Origin of the sequence: Halomonas sp. AOP13-D3-9 (assembly GCF_052379125.1) — a bacterium.
Lineage (GTDB): Bacteria > Pseudomonadota > Gammaproteobacteria > Pseudomonadales > Halomonadaceae > Vreelandella.
Genome location: NZ_JBQSYH010000007.1, coordinates 203636 through 218496 on the forward strand (window position 1 = coordinate 203636; position 14861 = coordinate 218496).

Sequence of the window (14861 nt, forward strand, 5' to 3'; positions counted from 1 at the left end):
ACTCGGGCAGGCCATTGAGCCTGCCCGACGTGTCAGTGCCTTTGGAGCTCCTATGTCACTCTCCTCTACACCCCCCAATACGCCTACGCCGATTGAAGACCCCTCGGTGTATCTGGATGACCCCAACCGCAAATCGCTGGAAATCGATACCGATACCCGGCAAGGGCCAGCCCTGTTCCGCTGGCTGACCTTAGGGATGGAGTATCTGATCGGGGCTATTTTAGTGGCGTTGATTGTGTCCGTTTCCTGCAACGTGGTGGGGCGTGCGCTGTTTAATTACTCGCTGCCCTGGGCGGATGAGCTAGCGCGCATGCTGTTTATATGGCTGGTGTTTATCGGCGCCGCTGCCGCTTTTTCCCGCTACGAGCATATTGCCGTTGACGCACTGGTGCGGCGTCTGCCGCTGCGTTTGGCGCATATGCTCTATCTGCTGCAGCACCTGATTATTACCGGCCTGATGGTGGTAATGATTTGGGGCGGCTACCAAGTGCTGGCACGCTCTAGTGGGCGTTCAGCGATTATGAACGTGCCGCTGAGTTTTATCAGCCTTTCGCTGGTGCTGTGCGTTATCTTTATTGCGGTGGTTTCGATGTGGCGGATGTGGGTCAGCCTGAACGTTATTCGCCACCCTGAGCGGGAGCGCTAATCATGTTATGGATTTTTCTGGCCATTTTATTGGCCTCCATCGTTATTGGGCTGCCGATTGCCTTTGGTTTAGGCGTTGCAGCGTTGGTGATGGCAGTACTCTCTGATATTCCACTGTCGATCATGATCGAACAGTCTATTCGCGGGGTGAACAGCTTTCCGCTGCTGGCGATCCCGTTCTTTATTTTAGTCGGCGAGGTGATGAGTAATGGTGGCATCGCGCGTCGCTTGATGGAACTGGCGGCTGCCTTGGTCGGCTTTATGCGCGGCGGGTTGGGACAGGTAGCGATTACCGGCTCGATGTTCTTTGGCGGTATCAGTGGATCTGCAGTGGCCGATACGGCTGCCACCGGCGCGATGATGATTCCCTCGATGAAAGAGCAGGGCTACACGGCGGCCAATGCCACCGCGATTAATACCGTCTCGTCGGTGATCGGAATCATTATTCCACCCTCAATTCCGCTGATTCTCTACGGCATTGTCACCGAAACCTCCATTAGCCGCCTGTTTATCGCCGGCATCATCCCCGGCCTGTTGATTGGCTTTGCACTCATGGTGACCACCTATATTCTTGCTAAAAAGGATGGCGGTGGCGTGCAGCAGTTTCGCTGGGATCGTCTTTGGAAAGCCTTTAAAGCTGCCTGGCTGGCGCTAGTGCTTCCGGTCATTGTGATTGGTGGTATTATTTTTGGCGTGTTTACCGCGACCGAGGCGGCCGTTGCGGCCCTGCTCTATGCCCTGGCTATCTCGCTGGTGGTCTATCGCGAATTCAAGCTTAAAGAGCTGGTCGGTATGCTGATTCGCACGGCTCGTTTGACCGGTATGGTGATGATGCTGCTGGCGTTCGCGACGGTGATTGCTTGGTTTCTTACCATCAATATGGTGCCGCAGACCCTGGTCAGCCAAGTGCAGGCGATCACCCAGGACCCATTTATGCTGCTGCTGATTGTGGCAACGTTGCTACTTTTGGTGGGTTTCGTAATGGACTTAACCCCGGCGATGGTGATCATGGCACCTATGCTTGCGCCCATTGTGACCTCGGTGGGCGTCGATGCCGCTTACTTCGGTGTTCTGATGGCCTTTGTATTGGGCATCGGGCTATTAACGCCACCGGTGGGTACCTGCCTCTATGTGGGCTGCGGTGTCGGTAAAGTCTCCATGGAGTCGCTGGTCAAAGCCATGCTGCCCTACTACGTGGCGCTTTTGGTCGTGCTAGTGATCCTGATTGCTTTCCCCGGTATCGTCACTTGGCTGCCTGATCTTACTGCCGTACGCGGCAATTAAATAATAGGAGAGCCTCTGTGAAGAACCTCTCGCAGCGTATTTTAGTGATGGGCGTGTCTGGGTGTGGGAAGTCACATGTTGGGCAGCAACTGGCAGACACCCTGGGCTCGACCTTTATTGACGGTGACGATTATCACTCACCGGCCAACGTGGCCAAAATGGCCAGTGGTACGCCGCTTAACGACGATGACCGGAGCGAGTGGCTGGATACCTTGGCGGCGCTGTTCGCCGAATATCGGGCAAGGGGGGAGTCGCTGGTGATTGCCTGCTCGGGGTTGAAAAAACGCTACCGTGATCGACTGAGACAAGGCGACCCCGCCCTGCAGATCCTCTATTTAGCGGGCAGCCGGGAGCTACTGCTTGAAAGGCTTGAAACCCGAGCAGGCCATTTCTTTAAAGGCGATACCATGTTGGCCAGTCAACTGGCCGACCTGGAGCCGCCTAGTGAAGAGGAGGCCTTCAATGCCTCGATCGCCTTATCGCCCCAAGAGATCGTGACGCAATTTGCTGCTACGCTGCCGCCGCCCAGCCGCTCGTCCGTTTAGAGGAAAATAAGCGCAAGGGAGGTAAGTTAAAGGACAGTCAATTAAAGGAGATAATGGGCATTGGGGTCGCCCCTTTCAGGTAGGTCTCAATGCTTACACCTTGTATAAGGCAGCCACTGTTTGAAGAAAAAACGCCCCACCCTACAGGATATAGCCGACCACGTAGGGGCTACCAAAATGACGGTAAGCCGCTGCCTGCGTGATCCTGAAACCGTCTCGGAAGGCCTGCGTGAACACATCTTCTCGATTGCCGAACAGATTGGCTATATTCCCAATCGTGCGCCGGACTTGCTCTCCAGGTCGACCAGCCACTCCATCGGGGTGCTGGTGCCGTCGCTCACCAACCAGGTATTCGCCGATGTGATCCTCGGTATCGAAACGCTGACGGAGCCTGCGGGCTATCACCTGATGCTTTCTCACTATGGCTATAGCCCCGAGCTTGAAGAGCGCAGCCTCGCCTCGTTGCTCTCCTATAACGTCGACGGAATCATTCTTTCGGATCGCGACCATACCCCGCGCAGCCTGAGGATGTTGGAAACCGCCGGTATCCCGATTGTGGAAATCATGGATACCCACCGCCCGCCACTGCAGCAGGCCGTAGGCTACGACAATGTTCAAGCCGCGTACGACATGGTGAGTGAGATGATCAGGCGCGGTCGCCGCCAGGTGATTTATCTAGCGGTGCGCTTGGATGAGCGTACCCGCCAGCGCGAACTGGGCTATCGCCAAGCCATGCAAGAGCATTCATTAACGCCCGTTACTCTGCAAAGCACTCAGCGCTCCTCGTACAGCGTAGGGGCGGCGCTGCTGCAACAGGTGATTGCCGATTACCCTACTGCGGATGGACTATTCTGTACTAACGATGACGTCGCGGTAGGCGCCTACTTCGAGTGCCTGCGGCGCGGCATTGATGTGCCTGGGAGGATGGCGCTGGCTGGCTTCCACGGCCACGATGTAGGGCACGTGATGACCCCACGGCTCGCCAGCGTGGTCACCCCGCGTCAGGCTATTGGTGAAGCTGCCGCGGGGGAGCTGCTTGCGCGGCTTCGCGGTGAGCCGTTGACCCAACAAGTCGTAGATTTGGGCTATCGCATCGAAGCAGGCATGACGCTCTAGTACAGCGGTGTTAGCAAAGCGGCGCGTTTTCGAGTAGCCGCGAATGTGGGGAGTGGCTAAAGTAGTGTTTTACATATGTCGCGAGGCCACCGTGCAGATTACTCAACTCAACATCTACCCCGTTAAATCGCTCAAGGGCATCAGCCTTGCCCACAGTGCTGTGCATGAGCACGGACTAGCCTGGGATCGGCGCTGGATGCTGGTGGATACGCAGCAGCGTTTTGTTACTCAGCGCCAACTCCCGGCGCTGGCCACCGTCGAGGTCGCGTTGACCGACGAACACTTAGTGTTGTCGCATCCCAATGTCGAACCGTTGAACGTGCCACTGACCCAGCCTGAGGGAAATCTGCGCTTGGTTAGCGTGTGGAATGACCACTGCAAAGCGCTGCCGGAGAGCGAAGAAGTCTCGCGCTGGCTGGTTGCCGCCTTGGGCGAACAGGCCCAAGGGCTTAGCATGGTGCGTTTTGCCACCGAGTTTACCCGTGCCGTTGAAGAGGATTTTCTGGATGGCGGCGCGGCGCATACCTACTTCTCCGACGGCTACCCCTTTTTGATTGCCACCACGGGCTCATTAGATGCTCTTAATCAAGCTTTGGTAGCGAAGGGACAGACGCCGGTACCCATGAACCGCTTTCGGCCCAATATCGTGATAAAGAGCGATGAGGCGTGGGCGGAGGATCGTTGGGCAACGCTGGCCGAGCAAAGCGGGGCCTTTCAGTTGGCGCTGCGTAAGCCCTGTAAACGCTGCAAAGTCACCACCATTGATCAGCATACGGCGGCAGTGCCTGCCCCTGCAGAGCCGCTGAAAACGTTGATTGAGCTCAATACTCAACCCACCCAAAAAGGTGCGCACTTTGGCCAAAACGCCACGCTGCTTGAAGGTGCAGACAGCGTTATTCGTGTGGGGGATAGACTGGTGGTGACGATTCGCGACGCCTGATACGCAGTAATTTGGTGGCGATGGCCGTGCCGATCAGGGTAATCACCATCCCGGCGATAATCTGTAGGTTCAGGGTTTCGCCAAGCAATAAATAGCCCCATATCAGCGCACTAACCGGTACCAGAAATGTCACCGTTGAGGTAGCCGTGGCGCCCGCGCTGGCGAGTAAGCCAAAGTAGAGCAGGAAGGCCAGCGTGGTACTGAGCCCAGCCAGCGCCAGGGCGTTACCCCACGCCAAAGGGCTGATCGGGTCGTTTGGCCACAGCAATATGCCGGGAATCAGCAGCACAAGTGCCGACATGGCACTACTGCCTGCGGCTAGCACACGCGCCGGTAGGTGGCTCAGGCGCGTTTTGGAGTAGTTACTCGCAATGCCGTAGCAAAACGTCGCCCCCAGGGCGGCTAAAATAAACCAGCCGTCCCCGCCCAGGGCAAAGTCGAGCCGATTGGCAGACAGTATGTAAACACCCAGTAGCGCCAAGGCGAGCCCCACGTACTGTTGACGCTGTATCGCGGTAGCGAAGAACAGCGCGCCAAGCAGCGCAGTAAAAATCGGCGTGGTGGCGTTAATCAGTGAAGTGAAGCCCGCCTCAAGTTGCGTGGTGGCGAGCGCCAGTAGTGAAAAAGGCAGTACATGATTGACCACCCCTAACAATAACAGCGGCCCCTTATGCTGCCAGATGAGTCGCAGATAGTGCAGGCTGATCAGCAGCGGCATCAAGAGCAGGGCACCAATCCCCATGCGTACCAGCACTAACGGCACCGCGCCAAACTCGGGGGCGGCCACGCGCATAAAGATAAATGACAACCCCCATAGCGAAGAGAGCAGTATCAAGCGCAGCGTATCAGCCGACGACATGGTGAGTCCTTAACGTCTAATCAATTAGGTAGCTAACTAGCTTACGGCTGAATAGAGGGGGATGGAAGCTATTGAGCACGCGGGTACAGCAGAACCGTAAAAAATCAGCTACGCTGGTTAGGTGGTCGAGCGGCAACCGTCGTTAGGCCCTGTCTGACAACATGTCTATGCATATTGGCACACACAAGGAGTTGTTCATGGATCGTAAAGCTAGCGCACGTTGGGAAGGTGGTCTCAAGGATGGTAAAGGCACCGTTTCAACCGAAAGTGGCGTTTTAGATGCCAAGTACTCCTTCAGCAAGCGCTTTGAAGATGAAAAAGGTACCAACCCCGAAGAGCTGATTGGCGCGGCGCACGCCAGCTGTTTCTCAATGGCCCTGTCAATGATTTTGGGCGAGAAAGGCTACACCGCTGATTCTATCGAAACCAGCGCCAAAGTGACCCTTTCCCAAAGCGATGCTGGGTTTGATATCTCGAAAATTCACTTGGACGTTGTGGCTGACATAAGCGGCGCCGACGATGCCGCTTTTCAGGAAGCAGCGGAAACGGCAAAAGCTAACTGCCCTGTTTCCAAGGTTCTTAATGCAGATGTAAGTATGACGGCTAAATTAAAAGGCTGACGATAAGCTTGTTGATAGCTTACGTTTTTTAATAGCATAAGTTATGGTGCCGCCACATTGATTGATGTGGCGGCATTTTTAATTATTTTTATTGTCTGAACGAGTAGAAAAGAGTGTTGGTAATAAAAAAGCCTTGGCAAATGCCAAGGCTTTTTTGGAACTAATTAGCGTTTACTCATCTTCGCTTTTATCTTCGCTACGGTGATACTCTTCAGCAGCTTCAAGTGCATCTTCTGACGCATTAACGGTAATGACATAATCTTCGCCATCTTCTGCTTTGGTCAACTCAAGTGAGTCCCATTCGATAGCGACGTTTTTCTCGCCCATCCCAAGGAAACCACCGACACCAACGACAACAGCATTAATTTGGCCATCTTCATCGATCACCAAGTCAGTGATGGTGCCGATATCTTCGTCATCTTCGACACTGCTTTTGACTTGGTTGCCGGTTAAAGCATCGGAATGGAAAGTACCTGCTGGCGTTTCCGTCAGGTAAGTCGCTTCCATGGTGGTGGTATTCTCTTCGGCGTTAACAGTGCCTGCGGCGAACATAACGGCCGGCACCATGAGAGTAACTAGAATAGCGGGTTTGATCATTTTCATTTTGCTTGCTCCTTGCGATTTTATTGGGGCTTAACGACTCCGCGTCACAACCCAAATAAATCGATAGCGACGGTACTGACTTCGTTTAATAGAAGCGATATCAACGCCGGTGCTATCATTCCTGATTGTGTTAATTGCGCCTATGCACTTTATGCTTGGTATTTAATACATAGTATTTAATACATGGCATTTAATGCATTGGCTTAATTAACGCTATCTTGCGCGTCACTGCGCTAAGACAAATATTAGATTAGTCGCTGTGCTCAGAAATACAACTACTAATATGAATTTTTCGGTAACAGAATCGCTTTGGGCTCACGCCTGGCGGCGCCACTGGGCCGCCGTGCGACAGTCTGTCGAGTTGACCTGCTCCCGCCCAGTGTTCATATTCGTCTCTAAATGGCTCGCTTTTCATCCCTGTCTTGAGAAAAGTGAGGTCGCATAAAAAGGAGACTCCCTGACCATGACTTCCCACCCTTTGCAGACGTTAAAACAGCTCTGCGTCAGCAGCGTTGCGCTAGGTGCATGGCTGTTAGCCTTGAGCGCTGCAGCCGATAGCAGCGAGCTGCCCAAAGGTCATTTTCTGCTGCCTGAAGAGGGCAATATGGTGGGCCAAGTGTATACCGTCACGGCGACCGAAGAGGACACGCTGCTGGATATTGCTAAAGCACACAACGTGGGTTACGAAGAAATTCGTATGGCTAATCCAGATACCAGCCTATGGGTGCCAGGAGAGGGAACCGAGGTGAAGATCCCCGGGCAGTTTATTTTGCCCGATGAGGCGCGAACTGGGATTGTCATCAACGTGGCGGAGCTGCGCCTTTATTATTACCCAGAGGTAGAGGCGGGCGAGACGCCACGTGTTGAGACGTACCCCATTGGTATTGGGCGCGATGCCTATAATACGCCGCTGGGGATTACCGAAACCACCATGCGGCTTGAAAACCCGGCCTGGTATCCACCTGAGTCGATTCGGCGTGAGGCCGCTGAGCGGGGCGACCCAGCCCCTGCGGTGGTTCCCCCCGGTGCTGATAATCCCTTGGGTGAATATGCTATTTTGCTGGATATTCCCGGTTACCTGATCCATGGCACTAACCAGCCAGATGGCATTGGTATGCGTGCCAGCCGTGGCTGTATCCGTATGCATCCAGAGGATATTGAATCAGTATTCTGGCGTGTGCCGGTGGGCACTCAGGTCAATATTATCGATTCACCGATCAAAGTAGGCTGGAGTGAAAGTGGGACAAATTACATCCAAGCCTTTACCGCAACGGATGAACAGGCATTTGGCATGGATATGCTGTTAAACGTTGTGGGTTTGGTTGAGCAACACGAGGGTGGCAACTCATCTAGCGTTGACTACGAACAGGTGCGCGAAGTGCTGGAGCAGGCCAACGGTCAAATCGTTCCGCTTAGTTAGTCAACTGGGGTTAGCCTGTTGGGGGCTGAAAATGCTAGCGGGCTGGATCTAGCACGCCACCCAGCGAGGCATTGCGCCGAAACCAGCCCGCGATACTGGTTCGCGGGCAGCGAGTAGGCAGCACTTCGTGGGGAATGGTCTCAGATAAAAAACAGGCGAAGGTGCCCGCTTCGGGTACCACCCGGGCGACCTCTTGGCTGGGGTCGTCCGGGTGGTAGACCACCATCTCACCGCCACCGTCGCTGGGCCAGTCCGGCGTCAAATAGCCGACCGTGGATATCACGCGGTTGGCCCGACCGCGAAAGCTATCCAGGTGACGTTGATAAAAAGCGCCAGGTGGATAGTGGGCAAAGTGAGCCTCGTACTCAAACAGGCCCAAAAACAGCGCGTGGTTAAGCGCTTGCTGTAGCTCGCTCATGGCATCTAAGTAACGCCGCTGAGCAGCGCTCTCGCGATCAAGCCAGTGAATAGCGTCACCGCGGATATCTTTACGCAGCAGGTGCTGTTGGCCGCGGCCAATGCCCGCTTCATCCAGTCCGTTATAGGCCGCCCGGTGCAGAAGTTCGTGATTCAGCGCGTCGCATAGGCCTAAATCAATCACCTCGCGGCCCACATACCAACCCTGCTCAACCAGCGCATCCACAAGGGCGACCTGAGTCGCTGGCTGCAGTGCAGGTGACGAAGTAGCAACACTGGGGGTCATTTGCTGGTTCTCGATGGCGCCGGGCGCGAAGTGTTCGTGGAGGATTTTGAGAGACGGCTTGTGCGTTCAGGGTAGTGGCGCAGCGGCCCAGCAGGTCGTTGATACAGATCAATCGGCATACCAAAGCCTTCGGCCAGTAACTCCACTAACATCATCGCCGAGAGCCCCCAGATAACGTGGCCGTCTACGTGGTAGCTGGGCACGTAGTGGGCAACGCCATCCACGGTAATCACATCGGTATGCGTTCGGTGGTCGTCTAAAAAGTGACTCAGCGGCACTTCAAAAATGGCGTCTAGCTCGCCGGGGTCGGCAATCAGCGGTAAATCCGGCGGAATAATGCCGACCCAGGGAGTAACGCGAATACCGTGCAGCGAAATGACGTCCGATAGCCGTCCCAGGGGTTGCACCAGACCTGGGTCGAGGGCAATCTCCTCTTCTGCCTCGCGCAGTGCCGTGGCGTATAGGTCGCTATCAAAGGACTCGCGCTTGCCGCCTGGGAACGCCACTTGGCCACTGTGGGTGCTCAAGTGGCTGGCCCGGCGAGTAAACAGTAAGGTAGGCGCTGGGCGTTCGACAATCGGCAACAGCACAGCGGCCTCGGGCATCACGATGTGATCCAAGCGTTGAGGCGTCAGCTGTTGCAGCTGTTTACGTAGTTTCTCTAACATGGGACATCCAGTTACTTTGTTCTCTTTTACCCAGCAGCGGTCATTGACGTCAAGCGCGTCGAGGCTTCTATTCACTAGCCGTTGAGAATACGCGATGAACTTTTGCAGCCAGTGTGGTGATAAAGTACGTTTTGCCGTCCCGGAAGGCGATGACCGCCCGCGCTACCTGTGCGCTGCCTGCGGCACGATACACTATCAGAACCCGCGCATCGTGGCGGGTACGCTGCCTGTTAGCGGTAGTAAAGTGCTGCTCTGTAAGCGGGCGATCTCACCGCGCAAAGGCTACTGGACGCTGCCCGCTGGCTATATGGAAAATGCCGAATCAACTCAGCAGGCGGCCTCCAGAGAGACCCGTGAAGAGGCCTGTGCCGAGGTTGAACTCGTCAACCTGTATACCCTGATTGATCTGCCGCATATCAATCAGGTGTATATGATCTTTCGCGCCGAGTTAATCGGTGGGTTCAGCGCCGGACCGGAAAGCCTGGAAGTCGCGCTGTTCGAAGAGCACGAAATCCCCTGGGACGAGCTGGCCTTCACTACCATTGAGCGCACGCTCAAACACTTTTACGCTGACCGCGTCTATAACGAGTTTCCGCTGCATACCAGCGTGGTAACGCCTGAAGATCGCGAACGTTACTTTGGTAGCGCTTAACACTTTAACGGCTTGGTTATAGGTCGGCTAACTGCCACACATCATACGCGACTTCTTCGTAAGGGTGGGCAAGCCTCAAGGCGGCGATGGCGCCGTGGATATGCGCTTCATCGCACAACAATTCGACCTTGAACTCTTCGACTGTTTCCAAACTGCCCACCGAGCCGATATGCGGGTGGGCGCCTTCCGTGGGGCGAAACTGGCCTGTACCACGGGTTTGGAAACAGACATTTTCATAATCGCCAATACGGCCTGCACCAGCTTCAAATACGGCTCGCTTAACGCTTTCGGCATCTTCCACAGGAACAAAAAAAGCCAGTTTGTACATGCTGTATCTCCAAACGGTCGATCCATTGTGAAACGCGTAATTCTGGCTATGTTAGCGGATAGGCGACTATTGGTCGCGGGGTTAGCTTTGTATGATGATGCCTGATCAACAATACGGGAACCATCGAATGGATAAATTCGAGGTAAAGCTGGATCAGGCGGCCAGAGCCGCTTGGATGTCTTATGTAGGTGGAATGACCCAGGATGAGATCGCCAGCCAGTTGGGCGTTTCACGGCCAGGCGTGCAGCGCCTATTGGCGTTGGCTCGCCAGGAAGGGTTGGTCAAAGTCCATATCGATCATCCGATCTCTAACTGTATGGCGCTGGGTAGCACGCTGCGCGATCATTTTGGTTTGACCTACTGTGAGGTGGTACCCGCCGATAATCATGCCGCCGACAGTGCCGCTTCCTATTTGGCCGTGGCTGCCGCCGAGCGCATTGCGCAGTTGGTTGAGCGCAGCGAGCCGTTGACCCTGTCGTTAGGTACCGGGCGTTCGGTACGGGCAGCGGTTGAAGCGCTCAGCCGCGTTGAACGGCCTCAGCACCGCTTTGTGTCGCTGGTGGGGAATGTTGCTCGGGATGGTTCAGCTAACCGCTACGATGCGGTAATGGTGATGGCGGATAAAACTGGCGGTGAACGCTTTTTACTGCCCGCGCCGGTCGTTGCCGAGTCACTGGCTGAAAAAGAGGCAATGTTGGCGCAGCGTCTCTTTAAAGCGATTGCCGATGTGGCGCGGGAGTCAGAGGCTGCGTTTATTGGTATTGGGCGCATCGACCGACAGGCCACGCTGTTTCAAGACCATTTCATTAGTGAAAGCGAACTGGATGAATTGCTGGGCCTAAAAGCGGTAGGTGAGCTGCTTGGCTGGCCGCTGAACCGTGATGGCGAGGTGATCGACTGTTCGATTACGCGGCGGGTTACCAGTCTTCCTCTGGAGCGCTTTGGTAAGCATCATATGGTAGCCATTGCGGGAGGATACGAAAAAGCCTCGGCGATACATGCCGCGCTGCGCGGCGGTTGGCTGAAAGGTTTGGTCACCGACGAAGTAGCCGCACGGCAGATTGTTGAGGCGCTATAAGTTGAGAGGGGTTGGAGTGTTGGCGCGTGCGCTGCAACATGCGTCAAAGGTGATAAGTTAGCGTAAAGTCTAAGTTAATCGGCTTTGCTTTTTTTTGGCTTACGTACGATCATTTGTTCGATAGATGATCAATAAGATCAAGGCGACAACAATGCCAATACCAGCCCACTAGGAGTTCTTTATGCGACTCGCACGTCACTTGCCCGTCTCCACGCTAGCGGCCGCCATTGCCATATCGGGCCACGCCCAGGCGCAAACTGAAATTACCGTGGCCACGGTTAATAACAACGACATGGTGATAATGCAGAGCCTCACCGATGCTTTCGAAGAAGCGCACCCCGATATCACGCTGGACTGGGTGGTGCTGGAAGAGAATGTGCTTCGTCAGCGCATGACTACCGATATTGCCACCGGTGGTGGCCAGTTTGACGTCATGACCATCGGTACTTACGAAGTGCCTATTTGGGCTGAGCGCGGCTGGCTGTCACCGTTGGATAATTTACCCGACGACTACAACGAAGACGACCTGCTGACCTCAGTGCGCGATGGTTTGAGTCTGGACGGCACGCTCCACGCGCTGCCGTTTTATGCCGAAAGCTCAATGATGTACTACCGCCAGGATCTGTTTGAGAAAGCGGGTATTGAGATGAGCGAACAGCCCACCTGGGAAGAGGTACGCGAGTGGGCGGGCGAACTGCACGGCAGCGAAGAAGGGCTGGCTGGCATCTGCCTGCGCGGCAAGCCGGGCTGGGGTGAGAACATGGCATTTATTACCACGCTCGTGAACACCTACGGGGGGCGCTGGTTCGATGAGGAGTGGAATCCAGAGCTTAACTCTGAACCATGGACAAAAGCTGTCCAGTTCTATGTCGACCTGCTGAATGATTACGGCCCGCCAGGGGCAAGCTCTAACGGCTTTAACGAAAATCTGGCGCTGTTTGCACGCGGCAACTGTGCTATGTGGGTAGATGCCACTTCAGCCGCCGGCAAGCTGTTCGACGAAAATGAGTCCGATGTAGCAGACAGCTTAGGTTTTGCCCCGGCACCGATAGCAGAAACCCCCAAAGGCTCACACTGGTTATGGTCTTGGGCGCTCGCGATTCCGGCCTCTTCCGAAAAACAGGAAGCAGCGCTTGAGTTCATTACCTGGGCCACCTCAGAAGAGTACATTGAGTTGGTGGGTGAAACGGAAGGCTGGACCAGCGTTCCCCCCGGCACGCGCGAGTCTACTTACGCGAACGAGCAGTACACCGAAGCGGCACCTTTTGCTGATTTCGTTCTAAAGGCCATTCAAGAAACCGACCCGAATGACTCAACCCTAGAACCCAACCCCTACGTTGGCGTACAGACGGTCAATATTCCTGAGTTCCAGTCGATTGGTACTCAAGTAGGCCAAACCATTGCCGCTGCGTTGACTGGCGACACCACGGTAGAGCAGGCGCTAGACAACGCCCAGCGCGCCACAGAACGCACGATGCAGCGAGCTGGCTACATCGAGCGATAGAAGTGACCAACGCCTGCCTGTCCACTTGGCTATTGTCAGTGACGGCAGGCGTTTTATCGCTGTGTTCTAGCCGTTTTCGTAAAGAGCCTCGTATTTCGCAGGTAATCCCATGACTAAAACCCGTGCTTCCGGCCGTACCGTCGGCGGGCTGAGAACGCTTTTTCTTCAAGCGCCAGCCGTCACGCTACTGCTGCTATGGATGATTGTGCCGTTAGGCATGACGCTGTGGTTCTCCTTCCAGTATTACAACCTGCTTATGCCCGACATAGCCGGTTTTGCCGGGGTGGAAAACTACCAATACCTGTTAACCGATCCCGCGCTGTGGACCGCTATGGGCAACACGCTGCTACTGGTGGGATGGGTGCTGGCGATTACCGTAGTGGGTGGCACCCTGCTGGCGGTGTTGTTTCAGCAGGATTTCGCGGGGCGTGGGATAGCCCGTGTGCTGGCGATTTCGCCGTTTTTTGTCATGCCCACCGTCAGCGCCCTGGTGTGGAAAAACATGATGATGCACCCCTCTAATGGCGTGCTTTCGTGGTTGTTTGAGTCCGTCGGCCTGCCTGCGCTGGACTGGTTTTCAGCGCTACCGCTGACCTCCATTGTGATTATCGTCGCTTGGCAGTGGCTACCGTTTGCACTGCTGATTCTGCTCACCGCCATGCAGTCACTGGATGAGGACCAAGTAGAAGCGGCAAGAATGGATGGCGCGGGGCCCGTGGCGATTTTCTTCTTTATTACGCTGCCGCACTTAAAGCGCGCGATCAGCGTGGTGATCATGATTGAAATGATCTTTCTGCTGACTATTTTCGCGGAAATTTTTGTGACGACCTCAGGTGGCCCTGGTTTAGCGACCACCAATTTGGCCTACCTGATTTATATCCGTGCGCTACTCGATTTTGACGTGGGCACTGCGTCCGCCGGTGGGGTGATTGCGATCATTCTCGCCAATATCGTGGCGATCTTCCTGGTCCGTATGGTGGCCAAAAACCTGGAAGACTAGACTGGCACTTGTGTCTTGGGAGTACTTCGATGACAACATTAAGTTCCAAAACGGCTGCGCCGCGCTCGGTATCGGGATGGCGCTCAGCACAAGCCAAGCGGGCAATGATAACGGTGCTGGGATGGTCGGTTGCCCTGGTGATCTTTTTTCCGATTTTCTGGATGATATTGACCGGCTTTAAAACAGAAACAGCGGCAATTGCCGACCCTACGCTAATTTTTTCGCCCACTTTAGAGAGCTACCAAGCAGTGCATGCGCGCTCAGGCTATACACGCTTTGCGCTTAACAGCGTCGCGGTGGCGTTTGGCTCTACCTTCTTCGCACTGTTAATTGCCATTCCTTGCGCCTACGCCATGGCGTTTTTGCCCACCAAGCGCACCAAGGGCACGCTGCTGTGGATGCTCTCCACCAAAATGCTGCCGTCGGTGGGCGTGTTGGTGCCGATTTATCTGATCTTTCGTGACGTTGGCCTGCTCGATACCCGCACAGGGTTAATCATCGTCTATACGCTGATGAACCTGCCGATTGTGGTGTGGATGCTCTACACCTTCTTTAAAGATATGCCCAAAGACATTCTTGAAGCAGGGCGTATGGACGGTGCTTCGACGCTACAGGAAGTGTGCTTTCTGCTGCTGCCGCTGACGCTACCGGGCATCGCTTCAACGGGCCTGCTGTCGGTGATTCTGAGCTGGAACGAGGCGTTCTGGAGTCTCAATCTCACCACTTCGAGTGCCGCACCGTTAACCGCTTATATCGCCTCATTCTCAAGTCCTGAGGGGCTGTTCTGGGCCAAGCTGTCCGCCGCTTCCACCATGGCCATTGCGCCTATTTTGATACTTGGTTGGATGACCCAAAAACAAATGGTACGTGGCCTGACCTTTGGTGCCGTCAAGTAA

The 14861-nt window shown here is 54.9% G+C and carries 17 protein-coding genes; 12 read left to right on the top strand and 5 right to left on the bottom strand.

Features of this window, described 5'->3' with window-relative positions; all coding sequences use genetic code 11:
* The first annotated feature begins 52 nt into the window (after positions 1-52).
* The 5 genes from ACT3UM_RS09955 to ACT3UM_RS09975 all read left to right on the top strand — a co-directional run bounded on the left by ACT3UM_RS09955 (position 53) and on the right by ACT3UM_RS09975 (position 4530).
* Entirely contained in the window at positions 53-646 is a 594-nt protein-coding gene (locus ACT3UM_RS09955) for a TRAP transporter small permease (protein ID WP_498898333.1), read from the top strand.
* A 2-nt stretch (positions 647-648) separates the two neighbouring features.
* A complete protein-coding gene (locus tag ACT3UM_RS09960) occupies positions 649-1929 on the top strand; it encodes a TRAP transporter large permease (protein ID WP_498898335.1) in 1281 nt (426 codons plus the stop codon).
* Between the two features lie 17 nt (positions 1930-1946).
* Complete coding sequence (locus tag ACT3UM_RS09965; RefSeq protein WP_035577477.1) at positions 1947-2474, top strand: gluconokinase; 528 nt, start codon at positions 1947-1949, stop codon at positions 2472-2474.
* Between the two features lie 120 nt (positions 2475-2594).
* Positions 2595-3590: a gluconate operon transcriptional repressor GntR gene (gntR, locus tag ACT3UM_RS09970; RefSeq protein ID WP_035577479.1), complete on the top strand. Its 996-nt coding sequence runs from the start codon at positions 2595-2597 to the stop codon at positions 3588-3590.
* A gap of 91 nt (positions 3591-3681) precedes the next feature.
* Complete coding sequence (locus ACT3UM_RS09975; RefSeq protein ID WP_498898338.1) at positions 3682-4530, top strand: MOSC domain-containing protein; 849 nt, start codon at positions 3682-3684, stop codon at positions 4528-4530.
* On the opposite strand, the gene ACT3UM_RS09980 is transcribed toward ACT3UM_RS09975, so the two are convergent.
* Positions 4484-5389 carry a DMT family transporter gene (locus tag ACT3UM_RS09980; protein ID WP_498898340.1) on the bottom strand — a complete coding sequence of 302 codons (906 nt, stop codon included), beginning with the start codon at positions 5387-5389 and terminating at the stop codon, positions 4484-4486. The genes ACT3UM_RS09975 and ACT3UM_RS09980 overlap by 47 nt on opposite strands.
* A gap of 197 nt (positions 5390-5586) precedes the next feature.
* Between ACT3UM_RS09980 and ACT3UM_RS09985 the strand changes: the two genes are divergently transcribed.
* Positions 5587-6009, top strand: a complete 423-nt coding sequence (locus tag ACT3UM_RS09985; RefSeq protein ID WP_498898342.1) for an OsmC family protein — start codon at positions 5587-5589, stop codon at positions 6007-6009.
* Between the two features lie 171 nt (positions 6010-6180).
* Here the strand turns inward: ACT3UM_RS09985 and ACT3UM_RS09990 are convergent, their stop codons facing one another.
* Positions 6181-6612, bottom strand: a complete 432-nt coding sequence (locus ACT3UM_RS09990) for a PRC-barrel domain-containing protein (protein ID WP_498898344.1) — start codon at positions 6610-6612, stop codon at positions 6181-6183.
* 463 nt (positions 6613-7075) lie between these two features.
* Between ACT3UM_RS09990 and ACT3UM_RS09995 the strand changes: the two genes are divergently transcribed.
* Positions 7076-8032 carry a L,D-transpeptidase family protein gene (locus ACT3UM_RS09995; RefSeq protein ID WP_498898346.1) on the top strand — a complete coding sequence of 319 codons (957 nt, stop codon included), beginning with the start codon at positions 7076-7078 and terminating at the stop codon, positions 8030-8032.
* 34 nt (positions 8033-8066) lie between these two features.
* Here ACT3UM_RS09995 and ACT3UM_RS10000 read toward each other — a convergent pair whose 3' ends face one another.
* Both ACT3UM_RS10000 and ACT3UM_RS10005 read right to left on the bottom strand, forming a co-directional pair.
* Entirely contained in the window at positions 8067-8735 is a 669-nt protein-coding gene (locus ACT3UM_RS10000; protein WP_498898348.1) for a 2OG-Fe(II) oxygenase, read from the bottom strand.
* Complete coding sequence (locus ACT3UM_RS10005; protein WP_498898350.1) at positions 8732-9403, bottom strand: CoA pyrophosphatase; 672 nt, start codon at positions 9401-9403, stop codon at positions 8732-8734. Before ACT3UM_RS10005 ends, ACT3UM_RS10000 begins: the two co-directional genes overlap by 4 nt.
* A 94-nt stretch (positions 9404-9497) precedes the next feature.
* On the opposite strand from ACT3UM_RS10005, the gene ACT3UM_RS10010 reads away from it, so the two are divergent.
* Positions 9498-10055: an NUDIX hydrolase gene (locus ACT3UM_RS10010; protein WP_498898352.1), complete on the top strand. Its 558-nt coding sequence runs from the start codon at positions 9498-9500 to the stop codon at positions 10053-10055.
* 16 nt (positions 10056-10071) lie between these two features.
* On the opposite strand, the gene ACT3UM_RS10015 is transcribed toward ACT3UM_RS10010, so the two are convergent.
* Positions 10072-10383: an NGG1p interacting factor NIF3 gene (locus ACT3UM_RS10015; RefSeq protein WP_498898354.1), complete on the bottom strand. Its 312-nt coding sequence runs from the start codon at positions 10381-10383 to the stop codon at positions 10072-10074.
* Positions 10384-10510: 127 nt separating this feature from the next.
* Here ACT3UM_RS10015 and ACT3UM_RS10020 point away from each other — a divergent pair, with 127 nt between their 5' ends.
* From ACT3UM_RS10020 to ACT3UM_RS10035, 4 genes are all read left to right on the top strand, one after another.
* Positions 10511-11461 carry a sugar-binding transcriptional regulator gene (locus tag ACT3UM_RS10020; RefSeq protein WP_498898355.1) on the top strand — a complete coding sequence of 317 codons (951 nt, stop codon included), beginning with the start codon at positions 10511-10513 and terminating at the stop codon, positions 11459-11461.
* A gap of 181 nt (positions 11462-11642) precedes the next feature.
* Positions 11643-12965, top strand: a complete 1323-nt coding sequence (locus ACT3UM_RS10025) for an ABC transporter substrate-binding protein (protein ID WP_498898357.1) — start codon at positions 11643-11645, stop codon at positions 12963-12965.
* Positions 12966-13074: 109 nt separating this feature from the next.
* Positions 13075-13965 (top strand): carbohydrate ABC transporter permease, encoded by an 891-nt coding sequence (locus ACT3UM_RS10030; RefSeq protein ID WP_498898359.1) that lies wholly within the window; start codon positions 13075-13077, stop codon positions 13963-13965.
* Positions 13966-13994: 29 nt separating this feature from the next.
* Positions 13995-14861, top strand: a complete 867-nt coding sequence (locus tag ACT3UM_RS10035; RefSeq protein WP_498898361.1) for a carbohydrate ABC transporter permease — start codon at positions 13995-13997, stop codon at positions 14859-14861.

Excerpts from the sequence above, each read along its gene's own strand:
- ACT3UM_RS09985 (WP_498898342.1), top strand. The coding sequence starts at position 5,587 with ATGGATCGTAAAGCTAGCGCACGTTGGGAAGGTGGTCTCAAGGATGGT.
- ACT3UM_RS09990 (WP_498898344.1), bottom strand. The coding sequence starts at position 6,612 with ATGAAAATGATCAAACCCGCTATTCTAGTTACTCTCATGGTGCCGGCC.
- ACT3UM_RS10035 (WP_498898361.1), top strand. The coding sequence starts at position 13,995 with ATGACAACATTAAGTTCCAAAACGGCTGCGCCGCGCTCGGTATCGGGA.
- ACT3UM_RS09995 (WP_498898346.1), top strand. The coding sequence starts at position 7,076 with ATGACTTCCCACCCTTTGCAGACGTTAAAACAGCTCTGCGTCAGCAGC.
- ACT3UM_RS10020 (WP_498898355.1), top strand. The coding sequence starts at position 10,511 with ATGGATAAATTCGAGGTAAAGCTGGATCAGGCGGCCAGAGCCGCTTGG.
- ACT3UM_RS10025 (WP_498898357.1), top strand. The coding sequence starts at position 11,643 with ATGCGACTCGCACGTCACTTGCCCGTCTCCACGCTAGCGGCCGCCATT.
- ACT3UM_RS10010 (WP_498898352.1), top strand. The coding sequence starts at position 9,498 with ATGAACTTTTGCAGCCAGTGTGGTGATAAAGTACGTTTTGCCGTCCCG.
- ACT3UM_RS10005 (WP_498898350.1), bottom strand. The coding sequence starts at position 9,403 with ATGTTAGAGAAACTACGTAAACAGCTGCAACAGCTGACGCCTCAACGC.
- ACT3UM_RS10000 (WP_498898348.1), bottom strand. The coding sequence starts at position 8,735 with ATGACCCCCAGTGTTGCTACTTCGTCACCTGCACTGCAGCCAGCGACT.
- ACT3UM_RS10015 (WP_498898354.1), bottom strand. The coding sequence starts at position 10,383 with ATGTACAAACTGGCTTTTTTTGTTCCTGTGGAAGATGCCGAAAGCGTT.
- ACT3UM_RS10030 (WP_498898359.1), top strand. The coding sequence starts at position 13,075 with ATGACTAAAACCCGTGCTTCCGGCCGTACCGTCGGCGGGCTGAGAACG.
- ACT3UM_RS09960 (WP_498898335.1), top strand. The coding sequence starts at position 649 with ATGTTATGGATTTTTCTGGCCATTTTATTGGCCTCCATCGTTATTGGG.
- ACT3UM_RS09980 (WP_498898340.1), bottom strand. The coding sequence starts at position 5,389 with ATGTCGTCGGCTGATACGCTGCGCTTGATACTGCTCTCTTCGCTATGG.
- ACT3UM_RS09955 (WP_498898333.1), top strand. The coding sequence starts at position 53 with ATGTCACTCTCCTCTACACCCCCCAATACGCCTACGCCGATTGAAGAC.